At 73.8% G+C, this 16,235-nt stretch carries 12 protein-coding genes; 10 read left to right on the top strand and 2 right to left on the bottom strand.

Annotated features, from left to right (window positions below):
• The first annotated feature begins 1 nt into the window (after nt 1).
• Genes ACRDTB_RS01900 through ACRDTB_RS01890 form a run of 3 tightly spaced genes read left to right on the top strand, consistent with a single transcriptional unit; the run spans nt 2 to nt 2,779 of the window.
• Complete coding sequence (locus ACRDTB_RS01900; protein ID WP_431428238.1) at nt 2–880, top strand: hypothetical protein; 879 nt, start codon at nt 2–4, stop codon at nt 878–880.
• Nucleotides 877–2,091 (top strand): fumarylacetoacetase, encoded by a 1,215-nt coding sequence (gene fahA / locus ACRDTB_RS01895; RefSeq protein ID WP_431428082.1) that lies wholly within the window; start codon nt 877–879, stop codon nt 2,089–2,091. The genes ACRDTB_RS01900 and fahA overlap by 4 nt, the downstream gene beginning before the upstream one ends.
• A gap of 25 nt (nt 2,092–2,116) precedes the next feature.
• The gene (locus tag ACRDTB_RS01890) at nt 2,117–2,779 is read left to right on the top strand and encodes an IclR family transcriptional regulator (RefSeq protein ID WP_431428237.1); all 663 of its coding nucleotides are present in this window, start codon (nt 2,117–2,119) and stop codon (nt 2,777–2,779) included.
• Nucleotides 2,780–2,936: 157 nt separating this feature from the next.
• On the opposite strand, the gene ACRDTB_RS01885 is transcribed toward ACRDTB_RS01890, so the two are convergent.
• Nucleotides 2,937–3,800 carry an oxygenase MpaB family protein gene (locus tag ACRDTB_RS01885; protein ID WP_431428081.1) on the bottom strand — a complete coding sequence of 288 codons (864 nt, stop codon included), beginning with the start codon at nt 3,798–3,800 and terminating at the stop codon, nt 2,937–2,939.
• A 55-nt stretch (nt 3,801–3,855) separates the two neighbouring features.
• Here ACRDTB_RS01885 and ACRDTB_RS01880 point away from each other — a divergent pair, with 55 nt between their 5' ends.
• Complete coding sequence (locus tag ACRDTB_RS01880; RefSeq protein WP_431428080.1) at nt 3,856–4,479, top strand: TetR/AcrR family transcriptional regulator; 624 nt, start codon at nt 3,856–3,858, stop codon at nt 4,477–4,479.
• Here ACRDTB_RS01880 and ACRDTB_RS01875 read toward each other — a convergent pair.
• Entirely contained in the window at nt 4,476–5,063 is a 588-nt protein-coding gene (locus ACRDTB_RS01875) for a TMEM165/GDT1 family protein (RefSeq protein WP_431428079.1), read from the bottom strand. The two genes, ACRDTB_RS01880 and ACRDTB_RS01875, sit on opposite strands and share 4 nt — an antisense overlap.
• A gap of 328 nt (nt 5,064–5,391) precedes the next feature.
• On the opposite strand from ACRDTB_RS01875, the gene ACRDTB_RS01870 reads away from it, so the two are divergent.
• The 6 genes from ACRDTB_RS01870 to ACRDTB_RS01845 all read left to right on the top strand — a co-directional run bounded on the left by ACRDTB_RS01870 (nt 5,392) and on the right by ACRDTB_RS01845 (nt 16,197).
• Nucleotides 5,392–6,861, top strand: a complete 1,470-nt coding sequence (locus ACRDTB_RS01870; protein WP_431428078.1) for a cytochrome ubiquinol oxidase subunit I — start codon at nt 5,392–5,394, stop codon at nt 6,859–6,861.
• Between the two features lie 13 nt (nt 6,862–6,874).
• Nucleotides 6,875–7,882 carry a cytochrome d ubiquinol oxidase subunit II gene (cydB, locus tag ACRDTB_RS01865; protein WP_431428077.1) on the top strand — a complete coding sequence of 336 codons (1,008 nt, stop codon included), beginning with the start codon at nt 6,875–6,877 and terminating at the stop codon, nt 7,880–7,882.
• Nucleotides 7,883–8,133: 251 nt separating this feature from the next.
• On the top strand, nt 8,134–11,604 hold the full coding sequence (cydC, locus tag ACRDTB_RS01860; protein ID WP_431428076.1) for a thiol reductant ABC exporter subunit CydC: 3,471 nt from the start codon (nt 8,134–8,136) through the stop codon (nt 11,602–11,604).
• Nucleotides 11,605–11,700: 96 nt separating this feature from the next.
• Nucleotides 11,701–12,834, top strand: a complete 1,134-nt coding sequence (locus ACRDTB_RS01855; RefSeq protein ID WP_431428236.1) for a GAF domain-containing sensor histidine kinase — start codon at nt 11,701–11,703, stop codon at nt 12,832–12,834.
• Nucleotides 12,835–12,904: 70 nt separating this feature from the next.
• Nucleotides 12,905–13,681 (top strand): ABC transporter ATP-binding protein, encoded by a 777-nt coding sequence (locus tag ACRDTB_RS01850; RefSeq protein WP_431428075.1) that lies wholly within the window; start codon nt 12,905–12,907, stop codon nt 13,679–13,681.
• Complete coding sequence (locus ACRDTB_RS01845) at nt 13,648–16,197, top strand: FtsX-like permease family protein (RefSeq protein WP_431428074.1); 2,550 nt, start codon at nt 13,648–13,650, stop codon at nt 16,195–16,197. Before ACRDTB_RS01850 ends, ACRDTB_RS01845 begins: the two co-directional genes overlap by 34 nt.
• Nucleotides 16,198–16,235 lie beyond the last annotated feature (38 nt).

Below are 16,235 nucleotides of genomic sequence, written 5' to 3'. Positions count from 1 at the left end.
CGTGTCAAGCGCCGCACCCTTGCCTCCGCCAGGACAACGCGATGTCCCACCCCTTCTCGCTCGGCTCGTCGACGACGCCGCCCTGTTCCCACCGGGCAACGCCGCCATGGCCGACGCGGTCCGCCTGCACCTCGACGGCAGGACGAACGACCGTGCCGACCTGGTCGGGCTCTTCCTCTGCCCCGCCTCCCGGCTGCCCGAGCTGATCACCGGCCTGATCAAGGTCAAGCCGCCGCGACCGGTCGAGTTGTCGCTGGTCATCGACACGGGCCTGGGCGGTGTGCCGAAGGCGCTGTCGATCGTCGAGTCGCGGGCGGAGCTCCTGGCGCTGCGCATGGTGGAGATGCCCGCACCGTCCGATGTGGACGAAGTGTGGCTGGAGCGGGTTTCGGAGTTCGTGCCCGAGGACGTGATCCGGGTGATCGAGCCACGGCGCGGCGGGGCGGGCTGGCTGGACGGCATCCAGCGGGTGATCGAGCACGGCAGCTGGCCGAAGATCCGCTGCGGCGGGCTGTCCCGGGAGAACTTCCCGAGCATCGAGGAGGTCGCCGAGTTCCTGTCGGTGATCAACGCGGGCAACTCGTCGTTCAAGGCGACCGCGGGCCTGCACAACGCGGTCCGGCACACGGACGAGGAAACCGGCTTCACCCACCACGGGTTCCTGAACCTGCTCGTCGCCACCCACCGCCTGATCATGGCCGGCGGGACCGACGAGACGGTGCACGAGGCACTCTCGTCGACCGACGGCCGGGCGCTGGCCGCGGAGGCGCTGGCGCTGACCGAGCACGAGGCGCTGGCGGTGCGCGGCGTGTTCTCCTCGTACGGCTCCTGCTCGCTGACCGAGCCGGTGACGGACCTCGAGAAGCTGGGCCTGCTGTGACCTGGATTCCCGACCCCGCGTTCGCGAAGGACCTGCCGTTCGGGCCGCAGACGCTGCCGTACGGGGTCGTGGATACGGGCGATGCGCAGGGCCCGCGGGTCGCGGTGCGGGTCGGCGACCACGCGCTGCCGCTGGCGCCGTTCGGCGACGAGCTCGGTGACCTGGTCGACCTGGTGTCCGGTTCGTCGCTCGATCCGCTGCTCGCCGCCTCGAGGGTCGAGTGGAGCGCGCTGCGAGCGCGGCTGATGGACGTGGTGAACGGATCGGGCAAGCCGCCCGGCGCTTCGCTGCTGCCGTTGACCGACGTGCGCACGCCGCTGCCGTTCACGGTCGGCGACTATGTCGACTTCTACAGCTCGCGTTACCACGCGGAGAACGTCGGCCGGATCATGCGGCCGGACTCCGAGCCGCTGCTGCCGAACTGGACGCACCTGCCGGTCGGCTACCACGGACGCGCCGGCACGGTCGTGGTGTCGGGCACCGACGTGGTGCGCCCGCACGGCCAGCGCCGTGGCTCACCGCTGCCGCAGTTCGGGCCGTCGGGGCGGCTGGATGTGGAGGCCGAGGTCGGTTTCGTCTGCGGCGGCCCGGTGGCTCGGCGGGTGCCGACGTCGAACGCACCGGAGCACATCTTCGGCGTGGTGCTGGTCAACGACTGGTCGGCGCGGGACATCCAGGGCTGGGAGTACCAACCGCTCGGACCGTTCCTGGGCAAGTCGTTCGCGACGTCGGTGTCGGCGTGGGTGACGCCGCTGGAGGCGCTCACGGTCGCCCGCACACCGGTGCCCGACCCCGGCCACCCGCGGGTCGACTACCTGGTCGAGGACTCGCCGTGGGGGCTGGACCTGCGGCTCGCGGTGGAGTGGAACGGGACCGTGGTGTCCCGGCCGAACTTCGCGGACATGTCGTACTCGTGCGCGCAGCAGCTGGCGCACATGACGGTCAACGGCGCGACCGTGCGGCCGGGCGACCTGTTCGCGTCGGGCACGGTCTCCGGGCCGTCGGTCGAGCACCGTGGCTGCTTCCTGGAGCTGTCATGGGGCGGACGGGAGAAGATCAAGCTGTCCGACGGCTCGACGCGGACCTTCCTCGAGGACGGTGACACCGTGGTGATCACGGCGACCGCGCCTGGCGAGGACGGCTCGGTGGTGGGCATCGCCGAGGTGACGGGCACGGTCCTCCCGGCCGACTTCGCGGACGTTGGAGGCTGAGGTGGCCGCCCGGCCGATCCGCCCGATCGTCTCCTCCACCCGGCAGCCGAGCACCGGGCAGGGCCGGGAGAGCTCGCTGACGCTGGACCGGGGGCTGGCCCTGCTCCAGGCGGTGGCGGACGCGGAGTCGGAGGCGCCGACGATCAGCGAGCTGGCGACGGCCATCGGCGCGAGCCGCGCCGCGGTGTATCGGCTGCTGGTGCCGCTGCAGGAGCGTGGCCTGGTACGCAGGGACGGCTCGAAGGTTCGGCTGGGCCTGGGTCTGCTCCGGCTGGCCGCCAAGGTCACCCCGCAGCTGCGCCTGGCCGCGCTGCCGGCTCTGCGCGAGCTGGCGGAGGCGGTGGGCGCCACGGCTCACCTGACGGTCGCCGACGGCGAGGAGGCCCAGGCGATCGCGGTGATCGAGCCGTCGTGGACGACCTACCACGTGGCGTACCGCGTCGGCACCCGCCACTCGCTGGGCCGGGGAGCGGCCGGCAAGGCCATCGGCCTGCGCGACGAGACCCCGGGCTGGATAGCCACGACGGGCGAGCTGCAGCAGGGCGCGTCCGGCATCGCCGCCCCGGTCCGCGGCGTCCCCGGCCTGCGCGCGAGCGTGGGCGTGGTGACCTTCCACGAGCTGGACGCGGACGTGGTCGGCCCCCAGGTCCTGACCGCGGCGAGCGCCGTGGCCGACGCCCTGCGCTGACTTGTCCACAACCGCCCGACCTGTCCACAACCCAAGCGTCACAACGGTTCCCGTCAGCCCCGACCGGTAGACTGGCACGTGAGGGTGGCCCCCGGGACAGGGTGGGGCTTTCGGTACTCGCGCTCTGCACGCGCGTGCGCGCGGGGGAGGTTCGGGGTCAGCGGGGGCGGTGGGCCAGCATTCGTTGTAGGGCGCGTTGGGCTCGGTCCGCGCGGCGGGCCTGGTAGGCGATGGGGAAGTAGCGCAGCCGCTCCGGCAGCACGGCCATCACCAGCGCGACCACCCGTCCCAGCCGGCGCAGCCGGCGTTCGTCCCGGTCCGTCCACGGCAGGCCGAGGATCGAACGGGCGCGCGGCGGCAGCGTGCCCACCGTGACGAAGTACTGCACCCGCCCCGGCACGTCGGCCACCAGCCGCCACGGCGCCCGCAGCCACGACGGCAGCGCGGGCGGCGGCGGCACGTGCCGGGTGGCGTGCAGGAACTCGTACACCGTCGGGTGGGCCACGAGCGTGTGGGACAGCATGTCCTCGAACCGATCCAGGTAGGCCTCGTACGTCGGCGGGATCTCCTTCTCCGCCACGTGCAGGTTCCGCATCAACTGCTGGAGCTCCGCGTAGAACGCCTCCTCGTCCGCACGCGTCAGCGGCCGCAGCGAGAAGTACCGCGCGCCCACCGTGTACGCGTACGGCGCGGTCAGGATGATCCACGCCCACGGGCCGGACGCCAGCGCCCGGTGCGTCACCCCGGCGTCGTCGGTCGTGTACAACGGGGCGTGCAGCGCGCGCAGCCGGTCCGCCTCCGTCAGCGCCTCCGGGCCGCCGTACACCCAGGTCAGCACCGACGCGATGCTCCGCCGTGCCCGGCCGATGGCGTCCGTGCGGAACACCGAGTGCGCACCGACCACCGCCCCCACCGCCGGGTGCATCACCTGCAGCGCGAACGCCGCCCCGGTCGTCAGCGAGAACGTGATCAGCCCGGTGTCCTCCCACAGCCGCGTCCCCGGCTCGATCGGTTGGCGCATCGTGACCGCTCCCATCTGGTGAAGGACGTCACCAGATAGAGGATAGACTCCACGGGTGGCCCAACGCACCTACGGCGGCGTGACGAGCGCGGAACGGCGGGCCCGGCGACGCAAGGCCCTGACCGACGCCGCCCTCGACCTCGTCGCCGACGGCGGCTGGGACCGGGTCACCGTCCGCGCGGTCTGCGTCCGCGCGCGGCTCAACGACCGCTACTTCTACGAGAGCTTCCCGGACCGCGACGCCCTCCTGCTCGCCACCCGCGACGACATCGCGGCCGACGCGCTGCGAACGCTGCGCCGCACCATCGAGCACACGAGCCCGGACGCGCGCGTCCGCGCGGTCGTCGAGGCCGGGATCGACTTCTTCATCGCCGACCCGCGCCGCGGCCACCTCATGTTCGCCCCGCACGAGGCGCTGCGCGGCCGCCGCCGCGAGATGCTCCGGACGCTGTCCCGGATCGTCGCCGACCAGGCCACCGAGATCCTCGGCGAGCGCGCCGCGCCGCGAAAGGACCGCGAGCTCGGCGCACTCACCCTCGTCAGCGGCACGCTGGAGGTCTTCGTCAGCTGGCTGCGCGGCGAGCTCGACGTGACCCGCGAGCACCTCGCGGACTTCCTCGTCGCCATGGTCAACACCACCGGCGACCTCGCCACGGCACTGCGCCGGGAACGCGGCTAGAAGACCGCCTGCACCGCCGCCACCACCGCGAACCCGGCGAACAGCGCCGCCGCGCCGCGCTGGATGAGGTGCGCCGGCACCCGCGCCCGCAGCTTGCGCCCCACCAGCAGCGCGATCACCGTGACGCTCATCAGCGCGAGGAACGCCCCGAGGCCCACGGCCACCGGGCTCGAGTACCGGGCGGCCACGCCCACCGCGGTCACCTGCGACGCGTCGCCCCACTCGGTGAGGAACAGCGTGCCGAACGAGACCATCGCAGCGCGTGAGAACGACGTGTTCGCCCGCGCGCCGGATGCGGCCGCGTCGGCCTCGTCGGGGTCGTTGGCCAGGCTCTCCCGCAGCAGCAGGAACGCGCCCACCGCGAACAGCACGGCGATCGCCCCGGCCACGAGCCGCTCCGGCAGCAGCCGGATCGCACTGCCCAGCGCGACCGCGATCACGGCCTGCAGCGCGAACGCCAGCGCGGCGCCTGCGAGCACCGGCCGGCCGCGGAACCGGCTGGACAGCACCAGGGTCAGCGCGGTCGTCTTGTCCGGGAGCTCGAGCAGGAACACGGCGACGTACGCCGAGACGAATGCGAGCAACCAATGTTCCATGTGGACGGTGCCCCCTCTCCGGATCGAGCCCGGTCGGAGGCGGCACGACTCCGGCCGGGCATGGTCACATGCCGGCCGGAGGTCTCGTTCGCCCACTCGCAGCGGGTGAGGCACCGGACTCGCGAGCGAGTCAGTATGTCGATGTCCTCGCCGGGCGGGCCGTGGCCCGCCGCGGGAACTACTCCCCTCTGGCGTAGGCCACTCTACCGGCTCCGGGGCGCACCGTCCGGGTCGCGCTGGTCACAGGACCAAGGTCCCGTCCGAGCGGGACCCGGGGACCTGCCCGTGCCGGGTCTCGCGGAGGAGCGTGGTCGGCGTGGACGTCCTGGACCTCGCGCGGTGGCAGTTCGGAATCACCACCGTCTACCACTTCCTGATGGTGCCGCTCACGATCGGCCTGTCGCTGCTGGTCGCGGGCATGCAGACGGCGTGGGTGCGTACCGGCGACCGCCGCTACCTCGCGATGACGAAGTTCTGGGGCAAGCTGCTGCTGATCAACTTCGCGATGGGCGTGGTCACCGGCATCGTCCAGGAGTTCCAGTTCGGCATGGCCTGGAACGAGTACTCGCGGTTCGTCGGCGACGTGTTCGGCGCGCCGCTGGCCATGGAGGGGCTCGTCGCGTTCTTCGTGGAGTCCACGTTCCTCGGCCTGTGGATCTTCGGCTGGGACCGGCTGCCGCGCCGCGCGCACCTGGCGTGCGCGTGGGCGTTCTCCCTGGCCACCATCGCGTCCGCGTACTTCATTCTCGCGGCGAACTCGTGGATGCAGCATCCGGTCGGCGTCGAGCTGGTGGACGGCCGGCCGCGGCTGACCTCGATCTGGGCGGTGCTGGGCAACTCCACGGTGCTGGCGGCCTTCCCGCACGCGATCGCGGGCGCGTTCGCGGTGGCCGGCACGTTCCTGGTGGGCATCGCGGCATGGCACCTGTGGCGGTCCACTTCGGACTCCGACGTGTGGCGCTCGTCGATCCGGCTGGGCGCGTGGGTCGGGGTGGTCGCGTTCGTGGCGCTCGTGGTCAGCGGGGACCAGCAGTCGAAGCTGATGTTCCGGCAGCAGCCGATGAAGATGGCCTCGGCGGAGGCGTTGTGCCACACCGAGCAGCCGGCCGGGTTCTCCGTGTTCGCGGTCGGCGACGTGTCCAGCCCGGACTGCGAGAACGTCAAGTCGATCACGGTGCCGGCGCTGCTGTCGTTCCTGGCCAACAACGACCTCGACTCGAAGGTCACCGGCGTGACCGACCTGGTCGAGCAGTACCGGGAGCGCTACGGCGAGTTCTACCCGCAGGACCCGAGGCTGGGTGAGCTGTCCGGCAGGCCGATCGACTACGTGCCGAACCTGCCGGTCACGTACTGGGGCTTCCGGCTGATGGTCGGGTTCGGTGCGCTCGCCGTGCTCGTCGGCGTCGCCGTGCTGTGGCTGACCCGGCGGGGCCGGGTGCCGCGGTCGCGCTGGTTCCCGCGGCTGGCCCTGGCCGGCATCGCGACCCCGTTCCTGGCCAACAGCTTCGGCTGGATCTTCACCGAGATGGGCCGCCAGCCGTTCGTCGTCGCACCCAACCCGTCCGGTGTGGACGGTGTGTGGATGTTCACCGCGCGGGCGGTGTCCGGGCTCTCGGCCGGCGAGGTGCTCACGTCGCTGATCGCGTTGACGCTGGTCTACGGCGTGCTCGCCGTGATCGAGGTGTTCCTGATCCGCCGGTACGTGCGGGGCGGAGTCGCCGCCGTGCTGCCGCCTTCCGGTGAGCCGTCCAGACGCGACGACGCCGTCCTGTCGTTCGCCTACTGATTCGGGGCATGCCATGGATCTCGCGACCGTCTGGTTCCTGATCATCGCCGTGCTGTGGCTCGGCTACCTGTTCCTGGAGGGCTTCGACTTCGGCGTGGGCATGCTGTTGCGCGTACTCGGTCGGGACGAGGCCGAGCGGCGGGTGCTGATCAACACGATCGGCCCGGTGTGGGACGGCAACGAGGTGTGGCTGATCGTCGCCGCCGGCGCGACGTTCGCGGCGTTCCCGGGCTGGTACGCGGGCCTGTTCAGCGCGGCGTACCTGCCGCTGCTGCTGTTCCTGCTGGCGCTCATCGGCCGCGGCGTGGCGTTCGAGTACCGGGGGAAGGTCGACTCCGCGCGCTGGCGGGCGGTGTGGGACACGGTGATCACTGGCGGGTCGGCGGTCGCCGCGTTGGGTGTCGGGCTGGTGCTGTCGTGGAACGTGCTGGGCCTGCCGCTGGACGCGGACGGGAATCGGGTCGGCGCGGCGTTCGCGGCGGTGCGCTGGGACACGCTGCTCGGGGCGCTCGGCGTGGCCGGCTTCGCGCTGGTGCACGGCGCGGTGTTCGTCGCGCTGAAGACGTCCGGCCCGCTCCGGGACCGGGCTCGCCGGCTCGCGCTGGGGATCGCGCCGGCCGCGCTCGCGCCGCTGGCCGCCGTGCTGGTGGTGGTGCAGCTGCGGGAGGGGTCGGGCTGGACCTGGGCGACGCTGGCGGTGGTGGGGCTCGCGGCCGCCGCTGCCTGGCTACGCCTGCGGACCGGCCGCGAGGGCCAGACGTTCGCCCTGCTCGGCGTCGCGCTGACGGCGTCGGTGGTGACCCTGTTCGGCGCGCTGTACCCGGACGTCCTGCCGTCCACAGTGGACCCGGCGTACTCGCTGTCGATCGCGGACACGGCGTCGAGCCCGTACACGCTGACGGTGATGACCTGGGTGGCCGCGTTCGGCACGCCGGCGGTGCTGATCTACCAGGGCTGGACGTACTGGGTCTTCCGTAAGCGAATCGCGACCCACCACATCCCGGAAGCACGCACCCCATGACCAGGGGCCCCACATGTGGTCCGGCTACCGAATCGGACCTCGTGCCCAGCGGCCCGACGAACCACGATCCGGCCCGCGGTTCCAGCCCCGCGAATCCGGCCCCGTGGATGGCGGCCCCCACCCTCTCCGGGGGCCACCCCACCACGCCAGTCTACCGGCAAGGGACGACAAAACCGCTGGTCGTGCGGGGCTGTGGACAAGTTTGGGTCGCGAGTGGCGCGAACCGTCGGGTGTGGGTCGGGGGGCGGCGCATGAGCGGGCCGCTCGGCGCGCTCGCGTTGTCCCGCACCGCGCGGCGGGCGCTTGCCGGCTGTGCGGTGCTCGGTGCGCTCGGGGCGGTGGCGCTCGTCGTGCAGGCGTGGGCGCTCGCGTCCGTGCTCGCGGACATCGTCGCGGGGGCGGGGGCACCGGCCGGTGAGCTGCTGGGGGTGCTCGCCGGTGCGGTGCTCGCCCGCGCGCTGCTCGGCTGGGCCACGCAGGTCGTCGCGGCGCGGGCGGCCGCCGGGGCGAAGGCCGAGCTGCGGGGCGTGCTGCTCGACCGGACCCTCGCCGCCGGTCCGGAGTGGATCGCGGAGGCCGGGCCCGGCGAGCTGACCGCGCTCGCGACCCGCGGCCTCGACGCGCTGGACGGCTACTTCACGACCTACCTGCCCGCACTGGTCAACGCCGCCGTCCTGCCGGTCGGCATCGGTGCCGTGATCCTGTTCGCCGACTGGCCGTCGGCCGTGGTGCTCGTGCTGACGCTGCCGCTCGTTCCGGTGTTCGCCGTCCTCATCGGCCTACGCACCCGCGACCGCGTGGCCGAGGCGGCCGACGCGACCGGACGGCTCTCCGCGCACCTGCTCGAGCTCGCGCGCGCGTTGCCGGTGCTCACCGCGTTCCGCCGCGCCGCCGCCCAGGTCGACGCCGTCCGCCGGGTCTCCGCCGCGCACCGCCGCGCCACGATGGGCACGCTGCGCGTCGCGTTCGCGTCCGCGCTGGTGCTGGAGCTGATCGCGACGCTGTCGGTCGCACTGGTCGCGGTCACCATCGGCCTGCGCCTGGTGTCCGGCGACCTCGGGCTCGCGGTCGGCCTGTTCGTGCTGATCCTGGCGCCGGAGTGCTACCTGCCGCTACGTGCCGCGGGCGCCGCGCACCACGCGAGCGAGGACGGTCTGGAGGCGGCGCGCCGGGTGGCCGAGCTGCCCGTGGTCGGCGACCGGTCGGGCACCGCCGCGCCCATCGGCGACCTCGTCGTCGCTGGTCTCACGGTCCGCCGCCGCGACGGGAACGCACCCGACGGCCTGTCCCTCACGGCCCGGCCGGGGGAGATCGTCCGTCTGGACTCGCCGAGCGGGAGCGGCAAGTCGACCTTGTTCGCCGTGCTGCTGGGCTTCGCCGAGCCGACCGGGGGAGTGGTCCAGGTCGGCGGGGTGGACCTCGCCGACCTGGACCTGCCCGCGTGGCGCCGCCGCATCGCGTGGGTCCCGCAGCACCCGCGGTTCGCCGGCGGCACCGTGGCCGACGAGCTGGCCACCGCCCGCGAGTCCCCCGTTCCCGACCCGCGAGTCCCCCACTCCGGCCCCGCGAGTCCCCCGTTCCCGACCCGCGAGTCCAACGCTCCCGACCCGCGTGTCCAACCTTCCGGACCCGCGAGTTCCCCGCTCCGCACCGGCGAGTCCCCCGTTCGGGACCCGCGAGTTCCCGGTTCGGGACGCGCGAGTTCCCCGCTCCGCACGGGCGAGTGCCCCGACGCGGCGTGCGTGGCCGTCGATCACCTGCTCGACCGCCCGGTCGCCGAGCTGTCCACGGGGGAGCGGCAGCGGGTCGCCGTGGCGCGCGCCCTCGTGCGCGTCCGGCAGGGTGCCGACCTGCTCCTGCTCGACGAGCCCACCGCCAACCTCGACCCGGCCGCCGCGGGGCTGGTCATGGCGGCTATCGAGCAGGCGGCCGCGAGCGGCGTCGCCGTCATCCTCGCGGCCCACCGCACCGTCGAGTCCACTTCGGACACCGTGGCGGCGGGCCCGGTCGGTACCGTCACCGGCCACGCGACCGCCGTCGGCTCGCCGCTGCGGACACTGTTCGACCGCCGGCTGGTCGCGAGCGCCGCGCTGGGCGCGCTGGCGCTGCTGGCCGGCGTCGCGCTGACCGTCACCTCGGCGTGGCTCATCGCGAAGGCCGCGCAGCAGCCGCCGATCCTCACGCTGTCCGTCGCGGTGGTCGGCGTGCGCGCGTTCGGCCTCGGTCGCGCCGTGCTGCGCTACCTCGAGCGCCTCGTCACGCACGACGCCGCGTTCCGCGTGGCCGGCGACCTGCGGGTGACGCTGTGGCGCACGCTCGTCCGCCGCGGTCCGGCCGGCGGCAGCGGCGACGACCTGCCACGCCTGGTCGACGACACCGACACCGTCCGCGACCTCACGCCGCGCGTGCTCACCCCGCCGCTCGTCGCGGCGGCCGTGTGCGCGGTGGCCGTGCTCGTCCAGCTGGCGATCCTGCCGGCCGCGGCGATCACGCTCGCCATCGCGGTCGCGGCGGCCGGCCTGGGTGCACCGGCCGCCGCGCTCGCCCTCGACCGGCATGCGGGCACCGCGCTCGCCGCCGGCCGCCGCCGGATCGCCACCGGCACGCTGACCTTGCTGGACGCGGCCGCCGACCTCATCGCGTTCGGCGCCCACCACCGTCACCGCGTCGAGCTCGCCACCGACGACGCCGACCTGACGAGATCGGCGAAGCGCGAGGCATTCGGCGCCGGCGCGGCCACCCTGGTCGTCACGTTGTCGACCGGTGCGGCGGCCGTCGCGGGCACCGCCATGGCCGCCACGGCGGTGGCTGCCGGCACCCTCGACCCGCTGCTCGCGCCGGTCTGCGCGCTACTCCCGCTGGCGCTGGCCGAGGTCGTGGCTCTCGTCCCGCCGGCCGCGCAACACCACGACGCCCTCCGCGAAACCCTGGCCAGAACTCAGGACGCGCAGACGCTTGCCCGCTCCGCGACCCCCGAGGCAGCGCTCGACGCACGCCAGGTCGAGCTGCGTGGCGTCGATGTCGCCTGGCCGGGAGCCGCACCGGCACTGCGCGACGTCACGCTCGACATCCCGCCCGGCACGCACGTCGCCGTCGTCGGGCCATCCGGCGCCGGGAAGTCGACGCTTCTCGCGCTGCTCCTCGGCTTCCTCCAGCCGGCGAGCGGCACCGCCCGGATCCCGCGCGCCGTCGCCTGGTGCCCGCAGGAGCCGCAGCTCGTCTCGACCACCGTCCGCGAGAATCTCCGCATCGGCGACCCCGACGCGACCGACGCCGAGCTACGGGCGGCGCTCCGCGTGGCCGGCCTGCCGAACTGGACCGACCGGCTCGACACGAGGCTCGCCGGTGGCGCCGCCGCCACGTCCGGCGGCGAGGCCCAACGCCTGGCCCTCGCCCGCGCACTCCTCGCCGCCCCGCACGCCGACCTCGTCCTGCTCGACGAGCCCACCGCGCACCTCGACATCCCGACCGCGCAAGGAGTGCTGCGCGAGATCCGCGCCCTGACCAACACCGTCGTCCACGTGACACACCGCGCCGACGAAGCCGCGAACGCCGACCTGATCCTCGAGATCACCCACGGCCGGGTGAACTCGGTGCGAATGGACCATTCGCACCCCAAGGGGTCCCCCGATGTCGACGCTACCGGAGGCCACCGACAGTTCCCGACCGACGGCGATGCGGCTCCAGGCCAACGGAAACGGCCGGAACCCGCCTGGCGATGACCGGACCCGACTGGCATGGCACAGGTGGTCGTGACGATGCCCGGTGGTGCGCGTGGCGGCGGGGCCGAGCCGTGCCGCGCTAGCGTGAACGTGACGATGGAGCCCGACCTGGCCGCCCGTGCGCTCGGCGCGGCAACCGAGATCGCCACGGTGGCGCTGTCCGGGGACGACCCGGCGGCGGTGCTGCGGCTCGTCGTGCGCCGGGCCGCTGAGCTCGCCGGTGCGGACCTCGGGCTCGTCATGGCGCGCGCCGAGGACGGGTCGCTCACCGTCGAGGCCGCGCATGGCACGCCGACCGTGCCCACCACCGAACCCGTCGGCCTGGTGCTCTCCGCGCGCAGTGCGGCCGCCCGCGTCGCGCGCAGCGGCGTCGCCGTCGTCGTCGACGATGTGTGGGACGACCCCCGCACCGCACCCTTCGTGCCCCGCGAGCTGCGCCAGTACGGCCCCTTCGCCGCCGCCCCGTTCGGCACCGCGCAGCGCCGGCTCGGTGCGCTCACCGTCTACCGCCACCGCGGCGCCAAGCCGTTCGAGGCAGCCGCGATCGACCTGCTCACCGCGTTCGCCGCGCAGGCCGGACTCGTGCTCGTCCTCGCCGAGGGCGCCACCGCCCGCGCCCGCGTCGGCCTCTACCAGGAGCGCGAGCGAATCGCCCGCGACCTGCACGACGTCATCGTCCAGCGGCTCTACGCCGCCGGCATGCGGCTCGACCTCGTCGCCCGGCGGCCCGCCCGCAAGCTCGCCCGCGCGGACGCGACCCGGCTCGCCGAGGCCGTCGACCAGCTCGACGCCTCCATCGCCGACGTGCGCGCGGTCGTCCGCGCGCTGCGCAACGCCGACCCGGCCGACCTCGCCGCCGACCTCGCCGAGTCCGTCCGCGGTGAGGTCGCGGTCGCCGGTGAGCTGCTCGGCTTCGCGCCCGAGCTGACCATCGACGGCGACCTGCGTGACGTCCCCGCCGAGCTCGCCGACCACACCCGCGCCGCACTCCGCGAAGCACTGTCCAATGTGGTCAGACACTCTGGAGCGCACCACGTTGAGGTCCACATCGGACGCAACGGCGAGCTGCGGCTGACCGTCGCCGACGACGGGTGCGGCATTCCCGAGGGCGTCACGCACCGCGGTCTCAAGCACCTCGAGGAGCGCGCGGCCCAGGCCGGCGGCCACTGCGAGATCGACTCCTCCTCGCGCACGGGCACCACCGTGACCTGGACCGTGCCACTGGGGTAGGGCCAGCCCTACCCCGTTCCTCCCGGTCAGCACCAGTGTTTCCGCGGCCCACCCGGACGAGGCTGGTCTCGTGCGACAGATCGACGAAACGAGCGCGGACGTCGTGAGGCTGACCGACGTGCGCAAGACCTATGGCGGCAAACGCACCAGCGTGGTCGCGCTGGACGGCGTGAGCATCAGCTTCGGCCGGGCAACCTTCACCGCGGTGATGGGACCGTCCGGCTCCGGCAAGAGCACCTTCCTGCACTGCGCGGCCGGCCTCGACCGGCCGACCGGCGGCACGGTCGTCGTGGCCGACCAGGACCTCGCCGAACTGTCCGAAGTGGAGCTCACCCGGCTGCGTCGCGAACGGATCGGGTTCGTGTTCCAGGCGTTCAACCTGCTGCCGGCACTGACCGTGCAGGACAACGTGACGCTGCCGCTGCGCCTCGCCGGCCGGCGCGCCAAGCCCGAGCTGGTGCGGCGCGTGATCGAGCAGGTCGGGCTCGGCGACCGCCGCCGGCACCTGCCCGGCGAGCTCTCCGGCGGCCAGCAGCAGCGGGTCGCGATCGCCCGCGCCCTCGTCGCCCGGCCCGCGGTGATCTTCGCCGACGAGCCGACCGGCGCGCTCGACACCCGCACCGCCCGTGACGTGCTCGGCCTGCTGCGCGACGCCGTCGACCGCGCCGGGCAGACCGTCGTGATGGTCACCCACGACCCGGTCGCCACGTCCTACGCCGACCGGGTCGTGTTCCTCGCCGACGGCCGGCTCGTCGGCGAGCTCGCGGACCCGACCGCGGCGGGCGTCGCCGAGCGGATGACCAACCTCGGCGCATGGGCCGAGCACGAGCCGGCGGGAGTCCGGTGATGCTGCGGGTCGCACTGCGCACGCTGCGCTTCCGCGCGGGCGCCTTCATCGCCACGTTCCTCGCGATGACCTTCGGCGCCGTGATCGTGATGGCCTGCGGCGGCCTGATGGAGACCGGCATCCGCACCGACCTGCCGCCCCAGCGCCTGGCGGCCGCGCCGCTCGTGGTCACCGGCAGCCAGTCCTACCAGCTGCCAAAGGAGAACCCCGCCGATCCGGAGGAGGACGCCGAGACGGGCGCGCTGCCCGAGCGGGCGCGGCTCGACGGCGATCTCGTGGCGAAGGTCGCAGCCGTGCCCGGTGTCGAGGCGGCCGTCGGTGACGTGTCGTTCCCGGCCACCCTGCCCGGCGGCGCGACCACCGGCGGGCACGGCTGGGCATCGGCCGCGCTCACCCCGTACCCGCTCACCGCCGGCCACGCGCCCGGCCCGGGCGAGGTCGTGCTCGGTGCCGGCGGCCACCGGGTCGGCGACACGGTCGAGATCGCCGCCAACGCCCGCACCGAGACCTTCACGGTCGCCGGCCTCACCCGCTCCGCCGACGTGTTCTTCGCCGACGCCGACGTCGACCGCATCGCCGGCCACGGCGGCAAGGTCGATGCCATCGGCGTGCTCACCGCGCCGGGCGTCGACCTCGGCCACGTCACCCGCGAGGTCGGCGAGGCACTGCGCGGGTCGCCGGTCGCACTCCTGACCGGCGACGACCGCGGCATCGCCGAGCACTTCGAGGCCGGCCGGTCGAGCGAGAACCTGATCGTCCTGTCCGCGGTGTTCGGGGGGCTCGCGATCAGCGTCGCGCTGTTCGTCGTGGCCACCACGCTGGGCCTGTCGATCCAGCAGCGGCAGCGCGAGCTGGCCCTGCTGCGCGCGATCGGCACGACACCCGGCCAGCTGCGCCGGATGGTGATCGGCGAGTCCGTGCTCATGTCGGTGTTCGCCACCACCCTCGGCTCGCTCCTGGGTGTCCCGTTTGGACAGTGGCTCTTCGACCGGCTGGCCGGCAACGGGATGGTGCCGGCCTCGATGGTGTTCCGCACCGGCTGGATCCCGATGGTCGTCGCGGTCGGTTCGTCGCTGCTGATCTCGCTCGCCGCCGCGTTCGTCGCCGCCCGCCGCGCGGCGCGCACGCGACCCACCGAGGCGCTCGTCGAGGCCGCGATCCAGCGGCGCTGGCTGTCCGCGGTCCGGCTGATCCTCGCCGTGCTGTGCTTCGGCGGCGGGATCGCGCTGTTCATCGTGACCATCGCGGTGATGACCGGCCCGATCGCGGCCAGCACGGCCGGGCCGTCGGTGCTGCTGTGGGCGATCGGCCTCGCGCTGATCGCGCCGGGCATCACCCGCGTGCTGCTGGCGGTGCTGCGCTGGCCGGTCCGCGCGGTGAGCGGCACGGCCGGATACCTGGCCACGCTGAACGCGCGGACCCGGACCGTGCGGATGGCCGCCGTCGTCACGCCGATCATGCTGGCCACCGGCATCGCGACGGCCAACATCTACCTGCAGACCACGCAGGTCGCTGTGGCCAACCAGGCGTACGCCGAGAACCTGCGGGCCGACCTGGTGCTCAGCTCGTCGACCGGTGGCCTGCCGCCGTCGCTCGTGGACGAGGTGCGCCGGGTGCCCGGGGTCGTGGCGGCCTCGGAGTTCGCGAGCACCACCGGTTACGTGGTCGCGCCGTACGACTCGTCGCAGAGCGAGGACGGCTGGGTGGTTCAGGGCGTCAGCGCCGACGGCGCCGCGCGGACCACCGCGGTGCGCCTCGCCGCCGGGCGGCTCGCCGATCTGCGCGGCGACACCGTCGCCCTGCCGGCCGAGCACGCGCGGACGCTCGGCCGCGGCGTCGGCGACACGATCACCATGCGGATGGGCGACGGGGCCACCGTGGACGTGCGGATCGTCGGCCTCTACCCGGGGCGTGCGGGTTTCGAGACCGTGCTGATGCCGGCCGACCTGGTCGCCGCGCACACCACGTCCGGCCTGCCCGCCCAGATCATGGTGCGGGCCGAGCCCGGGATCGCCGGGGACGCGCTGTCCCGGTCGCTGTCGGCACTGGTCGCGGACCAGCCCGGCGTCACCGTGGCCGACCGTGACGTGCTGACCGCGGCGTACGCGGAGGAGCAGGAGATCGGCGCGTGGATCAACTACCTGATGGCCGGCATGATCGTCGCGTACACGGCGATCTCGGTGGTCAACAGCCAGGTGCTGGCCACCGCCGCGCGGCGGCGTGAGTTCGGCCTGCAGCGGCTGACCGGGTCCACGCGCGGCCAGGTGCTCCGGATGATGTCCGTCGAGGCCGGCATGGCCTCGGTCATCGGCATCGTCCTCGGCACGGTCGTCGCCACCACGACTCTCGTCCCGTTCACGCTCGTCACGGACGGCTCGCTGCTCCCGCACGGCCCGATCTGGATCTACCTCGGCGTGATCGGCACGGCGACCGCGCTGACCATGCTGTCCACCCTGCTGACCACCTGGGTCACGCTGCGCCCCCGCCCCGCGGAGGCCGCTGTCGCACCGGCGTGACACCAGGAGAGGCCGGGGCGTCGCGACATCCCACACGC

It is taken from the genome of Actinophytocola sp., from assembly GCF_050699935.1.
Taxonomy (GTDB): Bacteria; Actinomycetota; Actinomycetes; order Mycobacteriales; family Pseudonocardiaceae; genus Actinophytocola.
This window is presented reverse-complemented; position numbering and strand designations above follow the sequence as displayed.